The 16,198-nt window shown below is 70.7% G+C and carries 19 protein-coding genes; 11 read left to right on the plus strand and 8 right to left on the minus strand.

The window, feature by feature from the left end; translation table 11 throughout:
• Window positions 1-41 precede the first annotated feature (41 nt).
• Window positions 42-569 carry a hypothetical protein gene (locus tag ELX43_RS00245; protein ID WP_127781617.1) on the minus strand — a complete coding sequence of 176 codons (528 nt, stop codon included), beginning with the start codon at window positions 567-569 and terminating at the stop codon, window positions 42-44.
• A gap of 143 nt (window positions 570-712) precedes the next feature.
• Here ELX43_RS00245 and ELX43_RS00250 point away from each other — a divergent pair, with 143 nt between their 5' ends.
• The 4 genes from ELX43_RS00250 to ELX43_RS00265 are packed head-to-tail and all read left to right on the plus strand — an operon-like array spanning window position 713 to window position 4,484.
• Window positions 713-1,375: an ABC transporter permease gene (locus ELX43_RS00250; protein ID WP_127781618.1), complete on the plus strand. Its 663-nt coding sequence runs from the start codon at window positions 713-715 to the stop codon at window positions 1,373-1,375.
• A 1-nt stretch (window position 1,376) separates the two neighbouring features.
• Window positions 1,377-2,618 carry an ATP-binding cassette domain-containing protein gene (locus ELX43_RS00255; protein WP_127784550.1) on the plus strand — a complete coding sequence of 414 codons (1,242 nt, stop codon included), beginning with the start codon at window positions 1,377-1,379 and terminating at the stop codon, window positions 2,616-2,618.
• Window positions 2,615-3,478 carry an ABC transporter permease subunit gene (locus tag ELX43_RS00260; protein ID WP_127781619.1) on the plus strand — a complete coding sequence of 288 codons (864 nt, stop codon included), beginning with the start codon at window positions 2,615-2,617 and terminating at the stop codon, window positions 3,476-3,478. The genes ELX43_RS00255 and ELX43_RS00260 overlap by 4 nt, the downstream gene beginning before the upstream one ends.
• Before the next feature lie 31 nt (window positions 3,479-3,509).
• The gene (locus tag ELX43_RS00265; RefSeq protein ID WP_127784551.1) at window positions 3,510-4,484 is read left to right on the plus strand and encodes a glycine betaine ABC transporter substrate-binding protein; all 975 of its coding nucleotides are present in this window, start codon (window positions 3,510-3,512) and stop codon (window positions 4,482-4,484) included.
• Here ELX43_RS00265 and ELX43_RS00270 read toward each other — a convergent pair.
• The 5 genes from ELX43_RS00270 to ELX43_RS00290 form a co-directional block, all read right to left on the minus strand.
• The gene (locus ELX43_RS00270) at window positions 4,474-4,779 is read right to left on the minus strand and encodes an ANTAR domain-containing protein (RefSeq protein WP_127781620.1); all 306 of its coding nucleotides are present in this window, start codon (window positions 4,777-4,779) and stop codon (window positions 4,474-4,476) included. The two genes, ELX43_RS00265 and ELX43_RS00270, sit on opposite strands and share 11 nt — an antisense overlap.
• Before the next feature lie 155 nt (window positions 4,780-4,934).
• Complete coding sequence (locus tag ELX43_RS00275) at window positions 4,935-7,187, minus strand: heavy metal translocating P-type ATPase (protein ID WP_127781621.1); 2,253 nt, start codon at window positions 7,185-7,187, stop codon at window positions 4,935-4,937.
• Window positions 7,184-7,414 (minus strand): heavy metal-associated domain-containing protein, encoded by a 231-nt coding sequence (locus ELX43_RS00280; protein WP_127784552.1) that lies wholly within the window; start codon window positions 7,412-7,414, stop codon window positions 7,184-7,186. The genes ELX43_RS00275 and ELX43_RS00280 overlap by 4 nt, the downstream gene beginning before the upstream one ends.
• A gap of 30 nt (window positions 7,415-7,444) precedes the next feature.
• Entirely contained in the window at window positions 7,445-7,726 is a 282-nt protein-coding gene (locus tag ELX43_RS00285; RefSeq protein ID WP_127781622.1) for a metal-sensitive transcriptional regulator, read from the minus strand.
• Window positions 7,727-8,237: 511 nt separating this feature from the next.
• Window positions 8,238-8,978, minus strand: a complete 741-nt coding sequence (locus ELX43_RS00290) for a DUF6474 family protein (protein ID WP_127781623.1) — start codon at window positions 8,976-8,978, stop codon at window positions 8,238-8,240.
• 75 nt (window positions 8,979-9,053) lie between these two features.
• Between ELX43_RS00290 and ELX43_RS00295 the strand changes: the two genes are divergently transcribed.
• The 7 genes from ELX43_RS00295 to ELX43_RS00325 all read left to right on the plus strand — a co-directional run bounded on the left by ELX43_RS00295 (window position 9,054) and on the right by ELX43_RS00325 (window position 14,665).
• Window positions 9,054-10,658 (plus strand): TM0106 family RecB-like putative nuclease, encoded by a 1,605-nt coding sequence (locus ELX43_RS00295; RefSeq protein WP_241249456.1) that lies wholly within the window; start codon window positions 9,054-9,056, stop codon window positions 10,656-10,658.
• Entirely contained in the window at window positions 10,655-11,233 is a 579-nt protein-coding gene (locus tag ELX43_RS00300; RefSeq protein WP_127781624.1) for a TerD family protein, read from the plus strand. Before ELX43_RS00295 ends, ELX43_RS00300 begins: the two co-directional genes overlap by 4 nt.
• Before the next feature lie 49 nt (window positions 11,234-11,282).
• A complete protein-coding gene (locus ELX43_RS00305; RefSeq protein ID WP_127781625.1) occupies window positions 11,283-11,864 on the plus strand; it encodes a TerD family protein in 582 nt (193 codons plus the stop codon).
• A 71-nt stretch (window positions 11,865-11,935) separates the two neighbouring features.
• Complete coding sequence (locus ELX43_RS00310; protein WP_127781626.1) at window positions 11,936-12,517, plus strand: TerD family protein; 582 nt, start codon at window positions 11,936-11,938, stop codon at window positions 12,515-12,517.
• Between the two features lie 96 nt (window positions 12,518-12,613).
• A complete protein-coding gene (locus tag ELX43_RS00315) occupies window positions 12,614-13,228 on the plus strand; it encodes an AIM24 family protein (protein WP_277601736.1) in 615 nt (204 codons plus the stop codon).
• The gene (locus ELX43_RS00320) at window positions 13,228-13,908 is read left to right on the plus strand and encodes an AIM24 family protein (RefSeq protein WP_127781627.1); all 681 of its coding nucleotides are present in this window, start codon (window positions 13,228-13,230) and stop codon (window positions 13,906-13,908) included. Before ELX43_RS00315 ends, ELX43_RS00320 begins: the two co-directional genes overlap by 1 nt.
• Window positions 13,909-13,918: 10 nt before the next feature.
• A complete protein-coding gene (locus ELX43_RS00325) occupies window positions 13,919-14,665 on the plus strand; it encodes an AIM24 family protein (protein ID WP_127781628.1) in 747 nt (248 codons plus the stop codon).
• Window positions 14,666-14,707: 42 nt separating this feature from the next.
• Here ELX43_RS00325 and ELX43_RS00330 read toward each other — a convergent pair whose 3' ends face one another.
• Window positions 14,708-15,487, minus strand: coding sequence for an enoyl-CoA hydratase/isomerase family protein (locus ELX43_RS00330; RefSeq protein WP_127781629.1), 780 nt, complete (start codon window positions 15,485-15,487; stop codon window positions 14,708-14,710).
• A gap of 28 nt (window positions 15,488-15,515) precedes the next feature.
• A complete protein-coding gene (locus ELX43_RS00335; protein ID WP_127781630.1) occupies window positions 15,516-16,196 on the minus strand; it encodes a Tellurium resistance in 681 nt (226 codons plus the stop codon).
• Window positions 16,197-16,198: the final 2 nt, after the last annotated feature.

Raw genomic sequence — 16,198 nt, forward strand, 5'->3', positions numbered from 1 at the left:
AGGGGTGCTTCGCCACGCACGTGGCGGTGGGTGCGGAGGGCTCACGCACGCACGGGCGGTCCTCTGCGGGGCACGGAGACGTCGAGCAGCGCCGAGAACAGCGGAGCCGGAGCCACTCCCTGCGGCAGCACGCGGGGCACCCGGGCGCGCGGGAGCAGCGGGGGCAGGACGAGCACGATGCGCTGCAGGGCGGCCACCGACGCGGGTGCCAGCCGCTCGACCAGCGCGATGACCTGCACGCACACCAGCACCGCCAGCGCGTGGGCCAGCAGCATCTGCGCCGAGGTGGCGCCCTGGTGGTGGGCGTCCAGGCCGATCACCTCGTGGCCGGCGACCTGCCCGGTCACCAGCAGGGCCAGGAGCGCGGGGCGGCCTTCGCGCAGGCGCGGCACCGTGGCCGCGACTACGCTGAGCGACACAGCAAGTCCGAGCAGCAGGTAGAGCCCTGTGGCGGTGGGCAGCCCGCCGCCGGCGGACCCGTGCGCGGCCACCGCCATCGTCGCCGAGGCAGCACCGAGAGCGGCGCCCCGGACCCGGGCTGCGCCGTCGCGGGATCGGCCTCGCTGCACGTGCTCAGGCTACCCATTGCCGAATTGTGACCTTCGGGTCAGGAGGCCTTGGCCTATGGTTACTCCGCTCACACCATTTTTTCGTCATTGCACGTCCTGGTGCAGGAATTGTTCAGGATCGAGAGAGCGGGTGATCGTCAGGCATGCCTGATTTTTGGATCGACGTCTGGGACTACGTGGTCAAGTTCCGCAGACAGCTAGCCATCGACTCGTACCTGCACGTCAGCGCCGCGGTGCAGTGCGTCCTCATCGCCACGATCATCGCCGTGCTGGTGGGAATCGCGGTCTACCGCAGCCCTGCTGCCTCGGCTGTGTCCACCGCGCTGGCCAGCACCATTCTCACCATTCCCTCCTTTGCGCTGCTCGGCCTGCTGATCCCGGTGATGGGCCTGGGCGTGCCGCCCACCATCACCGCGCTGGTGCTCTACGCGCTCCTGCCGATCATCCGGAACACCATTCTCGGCCTGGCCTCGGTGGACCCTGCGGTCACCGACGCCGCCCGTGGGGTGGGGATGAGCCGCATGGCGGTGCTCAGCCGCGTCGAGCTTCCGCTGGCGTGGCCGTCGATCCTCACCGGGATGCGGGTGAGCACCCAGATGGTGATGGGCATCCTCGCCATCGCCGCGTACGCCAAGGGGCCGGGCCTGGGCAACCTGATCTTCTCCGGCCTCTCCCGGGTGGGCAGCCCCACCGCCGTCCCGCAGGCGCTCAGCGCCACGGTCCTCATCATCATCCTCGCGCTCATCCTGGACGGCATCTACGTGCTCATCGGCCGCCTGACAACTTCAAGGGGTATCCGTGCCTGACATGCAGAAGAACAGCACCGTCGCCGCCGAGCCTGACACCGGTTCCGTCTCCGGCGTCGAGATCGTGCTCGAGGACGTGGTCAAGCAGTACCCGGGCAGCCCGCAGCCTGCGGTCGACCACTTCTCGCTGACCATCCCCGCCGGGGAGATCGTGGTCTTCGTCGGGCCCTCCGGCTGTGGCAAGACCACCACCATGCGCATGATCAACCGGCTGATCGAGCCCACCTCGGGGCGGATCACCATCGGCGGCCGCAACGCCCTGGAGCTCAACGCCGACGAGCTGCGCCGCGGCATCGGCTACTCCATCCAGGCGGCCGGGCTGTTCCCGCACATGACCATCGCCCAGAACGTCGGCATGGTGCCCAGCCTGCTGGGCTGGGACAAGAAGCGGATCCGCGACCGCACCAACGAGATGCTGGAGCTGGTCGGGCTGGACCCGGCGCAGTACCTCACCCGCTACCCGCGCCAGCTCTCCGGCGGGCAGCAGCAGCGAGTGGGGGTGGCCCGCGCGCTGGCGGCCGACCCGCCGGTGCTGCTGATGGACGAGCCCTTCGGTGCCGTCGACCCCATCACCCGCGGCCTGCTGCAGGACGAGCTGATGCGACTGCAGGCGGAGCTGCGCAAGACCATCGTCTTCGTCACCCACGACTTCGGCGAGGCGGTGAAGCTCGGCGACAAGATCGCCGTGCTGGGTGATCGCTCCACCGTCCTGCAGTACGACACCCCGGAGGCCATCCTGGCCAACCCGGCCAACGACACCGTGGCCAAGTTCGTCGGTGCCGGTGCCTCGCTCAAGCAGCTCACCCTGCTGCGGGTGCGCGACGTGGAGCTCGAGCAGCGCCCCACCGCGCGGATCGACGGATCGGTGGACGAGCTGCGGCTGGCGGTGGGAGACCGACGTGGCTCGTGGGGCATCGTGCTCGACTCGCGCGACCGGCCCTACCGGTGGGTCGGCCCGCACCACCTGGCCAACGCCACCAGCCTGCAGGACGTGGGCATCCCCATCGGGGAGACGGTGTCCACGCAGTCGACGCTGCAGGACGCCCTGGAGGCCCTGCTGGCGGAGAGCAACGCCTCCACCGCCGTCACCGGCAAGCGGGGCGAGTACGTCGGCATGATCACCATCGAGACCCTGGTGGGCACCATCCGCACGCTGCGCGAGCAGCACGAGCACGACCACGACAACGACGAGCCCGGACCCGGTGCGGGGCAGCAGCCCGCGGCCGTGAGGGCCGAGGCATGACCGCACCCACGCAGACTGCGGAGGTCGACGAGTCGCTGTCCTTCGTCGAGGTGGGCCAGGCGGGCGACACCGGGCTGCAGGCGGTCGAGCGCGACGCCCGCCGGGCGGACCGGGTGCGCCTGGTGGTCCAGCCGGTGGCCGCGCTGCTGCTGGCTGCCGGTGTGCTCATCTGGGCGCTGGTGCTCACCGACCTCAACGACACCCAGAAGGCCACCGTCAACTGGACCAACATCCGCGACCTCACGCTCGAGCACCTCAAGATCACCTTCGCGGTGGCGCTGATCGTGGTGGTGGTGGCGATCGTGGTGGGCACCCTGGTCACCCGGCCGGGCCTGACCTGGCTGTCGCCGCTCTTCATCGGGATCGCCAACATCGGTGCCTCCGCGCCGGCCATCGGCCTGCTGGTGCTGTTCTACCTGTGGGTGCAGGAGGGCGGTGTCTGGAGCTTCCTGGAGGGCGACACCTTCTGGGTGGGGGTGCTGCCCCTCGCGCTGTACGCGTTGCTGCCGGTGCTGCGCAACACCATCCTGGGCTACCAAGAGGTCGATCCCATCCTGGTGGATGCCGGCCGCGGCCAGGGCATGTCCGCCTGGACGGTGCTGCGCCGGGTGGAGTTCCCCCTGGCGGTGCCCTACATCCTCGCCGGGCTGCGCACCTCGCTGGTGCTGGCGGTGGGCACCGCCACCCTGGTGTTCCTGGTGGGCGCCGGCGGGCTGGGTCAGCTGATCGACACCGGCTACAAGCTCAACGACATGGTGGCGCTGCTGGTGGGCGCGCTGCTCGCCGTCGCACTGGCACTGCTGGTCGACTGGGTCGGCGCGCTCGCCGAACAGGTTCTCGGCCCGAAGGGACTGCGCTGACATGACGAGGCCAACCATGACGATGACCAAGCTGAGACTGGCCCGACGTGCGGTCACCGCCACAGTGGCGGTGGTCTGCACGACGCTGGTCGCCTCCTGCGGGCTGCAGTCCGGCAGTGCCGTGCCGCTGGCGGTCGAGCCTGGCAGCATCCAGCCGGTGCCCGCCCTGGAGGGCGTGAGCCTGACGGTGGGTTCCAAGGACTTCACCGAGCAGCTCATCCTGGGCTACATGATCGAGTACGCGCTCAGCGCCGCCGGCGCCGACGTCCGCGACCTCACCAACATCCAGGGCTCCAACAGCACCCACCAGGCCATGCTCAACGGCCAGGTGGACATCACCTTCGAGTACACCGGCACCGGCTGGATCAACTACCTCAAGAACGAGAAGCCGATCCCCGACGCCACCAAGCAGTTCGAGGCAGTGCGCGACGCGGACGCCAAGAACGGCCTGGTGTGGGTCAACCCGGCGCCGATGGACAACACCTACGCCTTGGCCATGAGCCGCAAGGTGGCCGAGGAGACCGGCGTCAAGACGCTGTCGGACTACGCCGAGCTGGTGAAGAAGGACCCTGCCCTGGCGCAGACCTGCCTGGAGACAGAGTTCGTCAGCCGCCAGGACGGCTTCCCGGGCATGGCGGCCACCTACGGCTTCGACCCCGCGGTGGTGCCGGTGAAGACGCTGCAGACCGGCCTGATCTACGCGTCCACCGCGACCGGCGGGTGCCGGTTCGGCGAGGTCTTCACCACCGACGGCCGCATCCTCGGCCTGGACCTGCAGCTGGTGGAGGACGACAAGCAGTTCTTCCCCCGCTACAACGCCACGGTGGTCATCCGCCAGGAGGTGGCGGAGAAGTACCCGGAGATCGCCACGGTGCTCGAGCCCATCTCCAAGATCCTCACCAACGAGGAGATCACCAAGCTCAACGCCAAGGTGGACGTGGACGGCGAGGACCCCGCCGAGGTCGCCCGCCAGTGGATGGTGGACAAGGGCTTCGTCACGCTGTAGCGGTCGTGCCCCAGTGACGGTGGGCGGCGACGGTGGCGGGCTCGGTGGAGCCCGCCACCGAGTCGGCCCCGGACACCAGCTCCACCAGCGCCGCAGCGAGCGAGTAGAGGCTGATCCCCTCCTGGCCGGCAACACGGCAGAGCTCGGCGAACGCCTCGGCCTCGCTGTAGCGGAACATCGCCATCAGCATGCCCTTCGCCACGTCGACGTTGGGGCGCTCCTGCAAGCTGTGGCGCAGCACCTCAGCCTCGACCTCGAGCACTCGGCCTGCGCTGAGCATTGACTTGTCCTGCACAGAACACCTCCCGCCAACGATGCTGGAAAGCGGTGTTCTCCACTAGGGGCCAAGTCTCGCCGACCTGCGACCAGGGCGCCAGAGATCGTGCAGTGCCTCACAGTGCCCTCCGGCGTGGCCCTCTGACGTGACCGGCGTGGCAGGGCGGTGGTGACCTAGCCGGTGGCCACCGGGCGGAACCGGCGCAGCCGCAGGCTGTTGGACACCACGAACACGCTGGACAGGGCCATGGCCAGGCCCGCGATCAGCGGGTTGAGCAGTCCCAGCGCGGCCAGCGGCAGCGCCGCCACGTTGTAGGCGAAGGCCCAGAACAGGTTGCCCTTGATGGTGCTCAGCGTGCGCCGGGCCAGCCGGATCGCGTCCACCGCGGCCCGCAGGTCACCGCGCACCAGGGTCAGGTCGCTGGCCTCGATGGCCACGTCGGTGCCGGTGCCCATGGCCAGGCCCAGGTCAGCCTGGGCGAGCGCGGCGGCGTCGTTCACCCCGTCGCCGATCATGGCCACCACCTTGCCCTCGTCCTGCAGGCGGCGGACCACGTCCACCTTCTCCGCGGGCAGCACCTCGGCGTGCACCTGCTCGATGCCCACCTGGCGGGCCACGGCGTGCGCGGCGGCGGAGCTGTCGCCGGTGAGCAGCACCGGGGTGAGCCCCAGGCGGCGCAGCCCGGCCACGGCCTCCGCGCTGCTGGCCTTGACCGTGTCGGACACCGTGAGCACGCCGGTGACCGCACCGTCCCAGCCCACCACCACCGCGGTGCTCCCCTGCTCCTCGGCGGCGTCCTTGGCCTGCTGCAGCTCGGCGGGCAGCGGCTGCTCCAGCAGGGAGGCGCGGCCCACCACCACGCGGTGGCCGTCCACGGTGCCGTGCACGCCCAGGCCGCCGGTGCTGGTGAAGTCCTGCACCGCGGGCAGCGGCTGGGCGGCGCCGGCGGCGATGGCACGGGCGATGGGGTGCTCGGAGGCGTGCTCCACGGCCGCGGCCAGCCGCAGCAGCTCGTCGGCGTCCACGCCGGGAGCGGGGATCACCTGCTGCAGGCTCATCTGCCCGGTGGTGACGGTGCCGGTCTTGTCCAGCACCACCGTGTCCACCCGGCGGGTCGACTCCAGCACCTCGGGGCCCTTGATGAGGATGCCCAGCTGCGCGCCGCGGCCGGTGCCCACCAGCAGGGCGGTCGGTGTGGCCAGACCCAGCGCGCAGGGGCAGGCGATGATCAGCACGGCAACCGCGGCGGTGAAGGCGGCGTCCACGGGCTCGCCCAGCAGCAGCCAGGTGGCCAGGGTGCCCAGCGCCAGCACGATCACCGCGGGCACGAAGACGCTGGAGACGCGGTCGGCCAGCCGCTGCACCGGTGCCTTGCCGCTCTGGGCGTCGTTGACCATCTGCGCCATCTGCGCCAGCTGGGTGTCGGCGCCCACCCGGGTGGCACGGACCACCAGGCGTCCGCCGGCGTTGGTGGTGGCGCCCACCACGGTGTCGCCCGGGCCGACCTCCACCGGCACCGACTCGCCGGTGAGCATGCTGGCGTCCACGGCCGAGGAGCCGTCGACCACCACGCCGTCGGTGGCGATCTTCTCGCCCGGCCGCACCACGAACTGGTCGCCGACCACCAGCGCGCTGACGCTGATGCGCTGCTCAACGCCGTTGCGCAGCACCGCCACGTCCTTGGCGCCCATGGTCATCAGCGCCCGCAGCGCGGCGCCGGCGTTGCGCTTGGAGCGGGCCTCGAAGTAGCGCCCGGCCAGCAGGAACACGGTGACCGCCGACGCCACCTCCAGGTAGATCTCGCTGCTGCCGTGCCCGCGGGCGACGGTGAAGCTGAACGGCATGCGCATCATCGGGTCGCCCGCGCCGCCGAGGAACAGCGCGTACAGCGACCAGCCGAACGCCGACAGGGTGCCGACGCTGATGAGGGTGTCCATGGTGACCGCGCGGTGGCGCAGGTTCAGCCAGGTGGCGCGGTGGAACGGCCAGGCGCCCCACACCACCACCGGGGCGGCGAGGGTGAGGGAGAGCCACTGCCAGCTGTCGAACTGCAGCGGCGGCACCATCGCCAGCACCAGCACCGGCAGAGTGAGCAGCGCGCTGATGAGCAGCCGCTGGCGCAGCGACTCGGTGGCGGCGTCGTCCGCGCTCGGCCGGTCGTCGGGTTCGGCGTCGGCCTCGGGCGGGGTGGGCAGGGCGGCGGTGTAGCCGGTGGCCTCCACCTGCGCCACGAGGTCGGCGGGGTCCATCGCCGGCGGGTAGCTGACGTGGGCCTGCTCGGTGGAGTAGTTCACCGTGGCCTGCACGCCGTCCAGCTTGTTCAGCCGCTTCTCCACCCGGGCGGCGCAGGAGGCGCAGGTCATGCCGCCGATCTGCAGGTCGACGGTGGTGCGGTCGGTGCCGGTCGTGCCGGTCGTGGCGGTCATTGCTGGTCCCTCCCTCCGTCGTCGCTGACCAGCTCGTAGCCGGCCTCGTCCACGGCTGCGGCGACCATGGTGTCCTCCAGCGGGGCCTCGCTGGTGACGGTGAGCTTGCCGGTGGGCAGGTCGACGTTGACGGCCGTGACGCCGGGCAGCTCGCCGACCTCGGTGGCCACCGCCCGCTCGCAGTGCTCGCAGGTCATGCCGGTGACGGTGTAGGAGCGGGTGGTCATCATGGTGTTCTCCTCAGGGTTTGTGGGTGGTCAGGACCGCACCAGGCGGGCGATGGCGTCGGCGGCTTCCCGGACCTTCTCGTCGGCCTCGGCGCCGCCGGCGCGCGCCGCCTCCACCATGCAGCCGGCCATGTGCTCCTCCAGCAGCGACAGGGCCACCGACTCCAGGGCCTTGGTGGCCGCGCTGATCTGGGTGAGGACGTCGATGCAGTACTTGTCCTCCTCGATCATCTTCTGGAGGCCACGGGTCTGCCCCTCGATGCGGCGCAGCCGCTTGAGGTGGTCCTGCTTGTTGGCCGTGTATCCGGGCACCGGTCTCCTCCGTGAGCTTGGTCAACCAGGTGGTCGCGTCCTGCTGGTTCATACGGTACCCCCCTAGGGTACCGACGTGCCAGCACGACCTCGGGATCCAGTGTGCTCTTGGGCTGGCGAGCAGCCGGTCGGTGGCATCGTGGGAGCCCGCCTCGTGCGGGTAGACCTGCACGGTGCCGCGATCCCGGGGCCACCGCTGAGCACCGCCGTGCTCGACGACCTCACTGTCGCGGATGCAGCACCTCTGCCCAGGCAGGTGGACAGGGGCGGGCAGGTCGGGGACCTGATTTGGACGGCACGACCCGGCAGCCCATCTCCAGCACACCGATCCGCTATCCCGAGCCGGACGCCGCCGTCGGCGGCGCCGGCACCGTGTGGATCACCGCCGGGGGGGCTGCAGGCGATCCCCGACCAGACCATGACCCCGCCGGTACCGGTCGCTGTCGCCGACCTGGTCGATCAATCACGCGCCCAGCAACACCGGGCCTAGACCGGGCAGAAGGTGGAGCGGTCAGCGCACGCCCAGGCGGGCCAGCAGGTCGGCCTCGATGGCGTCGAGCTCGGTGGCCACGGCACGGTGGGCAGCCTTGCGGCGGGCCGCCGGCATCCGCTCGGCCGCGTGCACGGCGGTGGACAGCTCGCCCAGCCGCGCCCGGGTGGCCTCGCGGAAGGCCACGGCGTCGCTGTGCGCACCGGTGCCGTTGGCGCTCGCCAGCTGGTCGAGAGTGGGCTCCAGGCCAGCGATGCGGGCGTTGAGCGCCGCGCCATGACCGCTGAAGTCGCCCAGCTCGTGCACGCTCACGCCCATCTTGCGGGCCCGGGCCTGGTCCAGCTGGCCACGGGTGGCGGTGGCCGCCTTGTAGGCCAGCGGGGCGAGCACCGGAGCCAGCACGCGCATGATGCCGAGGGCGTTGCGCACCTTCTTGGGGTTGAGGCCCTTCTCCTGCGCCGCAGCCTTCTCGGCGTTCTTCTTCTGCGCCTTCTTGTCAGCCTTCGTGTCGGCCTTCTTGCCCTTGCCGGAGGTGGTCTCGGCCGGTAGCTGCGTGCGCGCCACCGAGGCGGCGACCGTGGCCTTGCCGGTGGCCTTCGCCTTGTTCTTGCGCTTGCGGAGGTCCTTGGCGGCCTTCTTCTCGGCCTTCTCCCGGAACTTGCGCTCTGCCTGGGCCTGCGCCTTGAGGGTCTTGGTGTGCGCCTTGCGCAGGGCACGCTTGCTCGTGCGCTTGGTCCTCGTGCGCTTGCTCAACAGGCCCATCAGTGAGATCCCTCCGGTGCATCGCCCACCACTACCGTCGGGTGCAGCCTAGGGGAGGGCCTACTGTTCCTGCCTGTGGACCAGCCCCAGCACCCTTCTCCGCCGGTGCTGCTGGACTCGGCGGAGCTCACCCGGTGCCGTCACCGGGTATCGCTGGAGCACATCGGCATCGACCCGCCCGGCACTGTCGACCCCGCCGTGCGCCAGCGCCAGGACGAGGCCGCCGCGCACCGGCGGCGGGTGGCCGAGCTGCTGGCCGCGGGCTCGCCGAGCTGGGTGGAGGTGCCTGCCGAGCTGCCACCGGCCGAGCGGCGCGAGCGCACTCGCCAGGCCGTGGCCAGCGGCGCCGAGCGCATCTGGGGGGCGACGCTGGGCCCAGACCGCGCCGCCCACCGACGGGGCCGCGCCGACCTGCTGGTCCGCCACGCCGGGGGCTACGTGCCGGTGATCGTGGTCAACCACCGCACCACCGACCCTGGCCGCGGGGCCCGCACCTCCGAGCTGCTGCAGTGGGCGCCGCGGCTGGACGAGACGCGCAACCTGCGCTCCTTCCCGCGCGACCAGCTGCGCCTGGCCCACCTCACCCGGATGCTGCAGACCCTGGGTGCCGCCTCCGCCGAGCAGGTCGGCGGCGTCATCGGCCTGGACGCCGACTGCGTGGTGGTGCACGACCTCGCCGCCGCGACCTGGCCGGGCGGGCGCAGCACCCTGCAGGAGTACGACACCCGCTTCGCCGACCGGCTGGCCGTGGCCACCGGCCAGGTGCCCACCAGCGCCTCGCGCATCGGGGAGTGCCGCACCTGCCCGTGGTGGCCGCGGTGCTCGGCCGACCTGCGGGAGAGTCGCGACGTGAGCCTGGTGGTGGCCGGCCCGCAGGTGAGCGTGCTGCGCGCCTTGGGGGTGCGCACGGTGGACGAGCTCGCGACCTGGGCAGGGCCGGGCCCCGCGGCCTGGCCCGGGGGTGCCTTCGCCGACGCGGTGGTGCTGGCCCGGGCGTGGCTGCGGGGCGTTCCGCTGGTGCGGCGCACCGAGCATGTCCAGGTGCACCGCGCTGACGTCGAGGTGGACGTGGACATGGAGAGCTACCTCGAGCACGGCGCCTACCTGTGGGGTGCGCTGCTCAGCGAGCCGGGGCAGCAGTCGGTGTACCACCCGTTCGTCACCTGGGAGCCGGTGCCCACCGAGGACGAGGCCCGCTCCTTCGGCGAGTTCTGGACGTGGTTGATGCAGGTGCGCGCCGACGCGGCCGCGCAGGGGCGCACCTTCGCCGCCTACTGCTACTCCGAGGCGGCGGAGAACCGTTGGCTGCTGGCCTCGGCGCGGCGCTTCGCCGGACACCCCGGGGTGCCCACCGAGGCCCAGGTGCGCGAGTTCATCGGCAGCGAGCAGTGGGTGGACGTCTACGCCGCCGTGGGCACCGCCTTCCTCTGCCCGCTGGGCAAGGGCCTGAAGAAGGTGGCGCCGGTGGCCGGGTTCACCTGGCGCGACGCCGAGGCCAGTGGCGCGGCGTCGATGGGGTGGTACCGCAAGGCCGTCGGCCTGGACGGGGACGCCCCTGACCTGGCGCAGCGGCGGCGGCTGCTGGACTACAACGCCGACGACGTGTGGGCCACCCGGGTGCTGCGCGAGTGGATGAGCGGCCCCGCCGAGCGTGAGGTTCCGCTAGCGTCGGAGCTATGACAGTCAACCTAGGCAAGGGTCAGCAGGTCTCCCTCACCAAGGAGGGCGGTGGATCGCTCACCAAGGTCCGGATGGGCCTGGGGTGGGACGCGATGAAGAAGAAGGGGCTGCTGGGTCGGCTCAAGGAGCAGTCCATCGACCTCGACGCGTCGTGCCTGATGTTCGACGCCCAGGGCAAGCTGCTCGACCAGGTCTGGTTCAACCAGCTGCACAGCAAGGACGGCGCCGTGCAGCACACTGGCGACAACCTGACCGGCGCCGGCGAGGGTGACGACGAGTCCATCGCGGTGGACCTGAGCGCGCTGTCGCCCACGGTCACCACGCTGGTCTTCGTGGTCAACTCCTTCACCGGGCAGAACTTCAGCCAGATCGAGAACGCCTTTTGCCGGCTGGTGGACGCCACCACCGACACCGAGCTGGCGCGCTACGAGCTGACCGGATCGGGGACGCACAACGCGCAGGTGATGGCCAAGCTGACCCGCAACCCGCAGGGCTGGACGATGACGGCCATCGGTGCGGTGGCCAACGGACGCACCTTCGCCGACCTGCTGCCGGTCGTGAGCACGACCCTGTAGCCCGTCACCGGGGGCCGTCAGCTGGGGAAACCGCAAGAAAGAGGCTTCTGTGAGCGTAGTGCTGAGCAAGGGCGGAAACGTCTCGTTGACCAAGGAGGCCGGGGCAGCCGGTCTGAAGGCGGTGGTCGTCGGACTCGGTTGGGACGTCCGCACCACCACCGGGGTCGACTACGACCTGGACGCGTCCGCGCTGTTGTGCGGCGCCAACGGCAAGGTGGTCTCCGACGAGCACTTCGTCTTCTACAACAACCTCGCCTCCCCGGACGGGGCGGTCGAGCACACCGGTGACAACCGCACCGGTGAGGGCGAGGGCGACGACGAGCAGATCAACGTCAACCTGGCCACCCTCGGGGCAGAGGTCCAGAAGATCGTCATCGTGGTCTCCATCGACGACGCCGACGCCCGCGGGCAGAACTTCGGCCAGGTGAGCAACGCCTTCATCCGGGTGGTCAACCAGGCCAACGACGTGGAGCTGGCCCGCTTCGACCTCACCGAGGACGCCTCCACCGAGACCGCGATGATCTATGGCGAGCTGTACCGGCACAACGGTGAGTGGAAGTTCCGCGCCGTGGGCCAGGGGTACGCGAGCGGTCTTCGCGGAATTGTCGTGGACTACGGCGTCAACGTCTGATTCCCCGACTCCACGGAAACGGGCACACTGAAGCGAGCAATGGCTGTTCCGTCATCGATGAAGGAGCTCTCGTGGGAGTAAGTCTGAGCAAGGGTGGCAACGTCTCGCTGACCAAGGAGGCGGGAACGGCCGGCTTGTCCGCGGTCACCGTCGGGCTCGGGTGGGACGTGCGCACCACCACCGGTACCGACTTCGACCTCGACGCCTCGGCCATCGCCTGCGGGGCCGACGGGCGGGTCTCCTCCGACCAGCACTTCGTGTTCTTCAACAACCTGAAGACGCCGGACGGCGCCATCGAGCACACCGGTGACAACCTCACGGGTGAGGGCGAGGGCGACGACGAGCAGATCAAGGTGAACGTGGCGTCGCTGCCCGCCGACATCGACAAGATCGTCTTCCCGGTGTCCATCTACGACGGCGAGGCGCGCTCGCAGAGCTTCGGCCAGGTGCGCAACGCCTTCATCCGGGTGGTGAACCAGGCCAACAACACCGAGCTCGCCCGCTACGACCTCACCGAGGACGCCTCCACCGAGACCGCGATGGTCTTCGGCGAGCTCTACCGCAGCGGCGCGGAGTGGAAGTTCCGCGCGGTGGGACAGGGCTACGCCAGCGGCCTGCAGGGCATCGCTCAGGACTACGGCGTCAACGTCTGACCCCGCTGCGGTCGTGTCGCTGGTCACCGGCGGTAGTGGCACCGGTTAGCCTGCAAGCCAACGACATCAGCCGGAGAAGGGAGACCCGTGGCTCAGCTGCGCGTCAACGGCTCACGGGTGCTCGAGGCTCGGCTGCAGGGTGAGGCCATTCGTGCCATCACCGGCGCCATGGTGGCCTTCGACGGACAGGTGGCCTTCAAGAATGCCGGCCTCGGCGGCGGTGACGGCATCAAGGCCGCGCTCAAGCGCAAGGTGACCGGGGAGTCGCTGTCGCTGATGGAGTGCTCCGGCACCGGCGTGGTGCACTTCGCGGTGGACGCCCAGGACATCACCATCGTCGAGCTGGCCAACGAGACCCTGCAGGTCGAGTCCTCGCAGCTGCTCGCGCTGGTGGGCAAGCTGCAGACCGACGTGAAGTTCTCCGGGCTGCGCGGGGCCACCTCCGGGCAGGGCCTGTTCACCACGCTGGTCAGCGGGACGGGCACGGTGGCGCTGCTGTCGGCCGGTGGGCCGCCGATCGCGCTGGAGGTCGCGCCGCAGTTCCCGCTGGTGGTCGACCCGGACGCCTTCGTGGCCTGCCGCGGACAGCTCAACCAGACGTTCGTCACCGACGTGTCCTGGAAGTCGGTGATCGGCGAGGGCAGCGGTGAGCCGTTCTCGCTGCGCTTCGACGGCCAGGGCGTGGTCTACATCCAGCCCGCGGAGCGTTGATGGTCCAGATCGAGCAGGTCAACAGCAGGGTCGCCAAGGCGACGCTGGTCCCCGGTCAGCACGTGCTGGCCCGTCGCGGGGCGATGCTCTACTACAGCGGCGAGGTCCAGTTCATCCCGCACTCGCCCGGCGGCGGGATGAACGGCGGCATGGGTGGCATGGGGGGCGTCGCCGGACTGGCGGGTCGAGCGATGTCCGGCGAGCACGTCGCCATGATGGCCGCCCAGGGCCAGGGCGAGGTCTTCTACGGCCACGCCGGCCTGCACGTCACGGTGATCAACCTGGACGGCTCCGCGATGCTCACCGTGGAGGCCGACCGGCTGCTCGCCCACGACGCCTCGCTCAGCTCGTCGGTGGTGTTCCTCGGCTCGCAGGGCGGCGTGCGCGGCGCGGTGCGTGGGGCGATGACCGGGCAGGGCCTGTTCACCACCCAGCTGTCCGGGGTGGGCCAGGTGGCGGTGCTGTCCCACGGTGGGTCGTTCGAGATCCCGGTGGGCCCGGGCAGCCAGACGGTGGTGGACCCGCAGGCCTACGTCGGACACATCGGCAACCTGAGCCTGGACGTGTCGGCCTCGGTGGGCTGGCGCGACGCCGTGGGCCGCGGCTCCGGCGAGGCGATCCAGCTCAAGGTCAGCGGCCAGGGCGTGGTGTACGTCCAGGCGTCCGAGCAGAAGTTCTGAGGAGGCCGCGATGACAGACATCCTCAACCCCTACACGCTGCCGGTGGACGACAACGTCCCTGGCAACGACTACGCCTTCTGCGTGGAGGTGGGCAGCGCTCCGTGGTTCATGGCCAAGGGGGCGATGATCGCCTACTACGGGCAGATCACCTTCGAGCCGCTCGCCGCCACCACCGTCAGCGGCCTGGTCGCCGCCCGGTTCTCCTCCCCGCTGTACGTCCAGGACTGGGTGGTGACGCAGGGTCAGGGCAAGCTGGTCCTCGGCGACCGCGGCTTCAACATCAACTCCTACGACCTCGACGACGGCAACCTCACCATCCGCGCCAGCAACCTGCTGGCGTTCGAGACCGGGCTGAGCCTCAAGCAGTCGATCGTGCCGGGCTTCCTCACCCTGATCGGCACGGGCAAGTTCCTGGCCTCCAGCAACGGGCCGGTGATGTTCGCCGAGCCACCGGTGCGGGTGGACCCGCAGGCGCTGGTGGGCTGGTCGGACTGTCCGTCGCCGAGCCATCACTACGACGCCGGCTGGATGGGCAGCTTCCTGGGAGCGGCCCGGCACCTGGTGCTGGGCACCGAGACCGGTGAGGAGCGCCAGTTCGACTTCACCGGGGCGGGCACCGTGCTGATCCAGTCCAGCGAGGCGGTGCGGGCCGACCACCACGTGGTGAGCCACATCGAGTCGCAGACGGTGCTGCTGGGACAGCCGCAGCTGCAGCACCTGCACCGCAGCATCGGTCAGCGCCTGCAGAGCAGCTAGCCTGCCCCCGGCCCGGCTGGTGCCGGGCTCGTCCAGTGCCGGCTACTTGCGGTGGAAGTCCCCGGGGCGCTTGGCCAGGAAGGAGTCCAGCGCCTCGGTGTGGTCGGCGGTGCCGGCCAGCTCGACGAACGCCTCGCCCTGCACCGCCATGAAGGCGTCCACGTCCAGGGTCTGGGCGCGGTTGAGCGCCTGCTTCACCTTCTCCACCGACAGCGGCACCCGGCTGGCGATGCGCTCGGCCCGCCTCAGCGCGGCGGGCAGCAGGTCCTCGGCGCTGGTCACCTCGGTCACCAGCCCCCAGCCCAGCGCCTGCGCCGGGGTGTAGCGGTCGCCGGTGAGCACCATCTCCTTGGCCGGGCCGAGGCCGATGGTGCGAGCGAGGCGCCAGAAGTTGGCGATCAGCCCGACGTTGACGCCGGCGGCGATGAAGAACGCCGACGAGACGCAGATCCGCAGGTCGCAGGCCAGCGCCACCTCCAGCCCACCGCCGACGACGGGACCGTTGATCGCCGCGATCACCGGCACTCGGCAGCGCTCCAGGGCCAGCGCCAGCTCGTCGAACTCCTGCAGGTAGATCCGGGCCTCGTCGGGGCCGGTGGCCACCCGCCGGGTCTCGGACAGCTCGGCGCCGGCGCAGAACGACCGGCCACCGCCGGTGAGCACGACGCACCGCACGTCGAGGTCCTCGTTCACCTCCGCCAGGGCCGCCACCAGCTCGTCCCTGGCTTGCTTGTCCAGGGCGTTCTGCGGCGGCTTGGTGACGGTGACCAGGGCGACGTGCGGTGCGGAGCGGGTGACGGTGACCCGCGGCTCGGTGCTCACCGGGCGATTGTGCCTGAGGGCTCCGGTGCTACTTGCGGCCCCGGGCCCACGTGAGGCCCCAGCCGTAGGCGTCGTCCAGGGCGTCCTGCGCCCCCTCGACGTAGCGGACCTCGCGGCGAATCTTCAGGTCGCCACCGCCACCCTCCAGCAGCGCGATGGCGCACATCCGCGAACCACCGGCCTGCTCGTCCAGGCGCACCTCGATGGGGGCACCGCTGGCCGGAGTCAGCGTCACCACCCCGTTGGCCTGGTCGAAGCTGGGCGCACCGTCGTAGATGCACGCGAACACCAGCACCCGACGGATGTCCTTGGCGTGGGCGAGGTTGATGAACATGTCCTCGCCCCCGCTGTTGGCGCCGGAGCGGTCGTCACCGTTGAGGAAGATGTACGGCGCCTGCTCCAGCGACCCGAAGGAGTTGCCGAGCGCCTGGATGACGCCCTTGCTGCCGTCGTTCAGCTCGTACAGGCAGCCCAGGTCCAGGTCGATCGGCCGGGCGGCCGCGGCGGCGAGCTTCTTGAGGAACCCACCCTTGGCGGGCTCGGGGGAGCGTGCGTCCCAGTTCAGGTTCACCCGCAGCTGCCCGCTCTGCTTGCTCAGCGAGATGGAGGGGCTGGCCTTGGTCAGCGTCACCTTGCTCAGCGACACCGGGCCGCCGCCGTCGCCACCGGCCGCCGCGGCCGGCTTCCGCTTGTTGTAGTCGATGGCCACGG

Origin of the sequence: Rhodococcus sp. X156 (assembly GCF_004006015.1) — a bacterium.
GTDB lineage: Bacteria > Actinomycetota > Actinomycetes > Mycobacteriales > Mycobacteriaceae > X156.